This window comes from Vibrio sp. ZF57 (assembly GCF_001691235.1).
Classification (GTDB): Bacteria; Pseudomonadota; Gammaproteobacteria; order Enterobacterales; family Vibrionaceae; genus Vibrio; species Vibrio crassostreae_C.
This window is the reverse complement of record NZ_MAKD01000017.1, coordinates 1-350: the sequence shown is the minus strand read 5'-3', so window position 1 is coordinate 350 and position 350 is coordinate 1. Positions and strand designations below refer to the sequence as shown.

General features: G+C 45.4%; 1 protein-coding gene. It reads right to left on the bottom strand.

Going from position 1 to position 350, the window contains the following annotated elements:
* Window positions 1-350: Ig-like domain-containing protein (locus A6D97_RS02255; RefSeq protein WP_139074289.1), on the bottom strand; the 350-nt coding region annotated here is incomplete at both ends.

The window sequence follows — 350 nt, the reverse complement described above, 5'->3', positions numbered from 1 at the left end:
GAAACTATCGCGGTATAATTTTCTGATTTGCCATCAACATCAGTGATAGTGATTGAAACTTCCTGACCATCTTCAACATTGGTCACCGTACCAACTAATGCGCCATTACTGACCTCGGCGGAGTTATAATACTCGTCACCAAAACCATCGAAATTGACACTGATGTCCGCCAACGTATCTTTGACAACTGTGTCACTGGAGGTCGCTGTATTGCCCGCAATGTCTGTAACCGTGGCTTCTACCGTTAAAGTGCCTTCAGCGAAGGCTGAATAATCTTGACTTGTGAGAGTCCATTCGCCACCAGTGACTGTCGCGGTATAATTTTCTGACTTGCCATCAACATCGGTGAT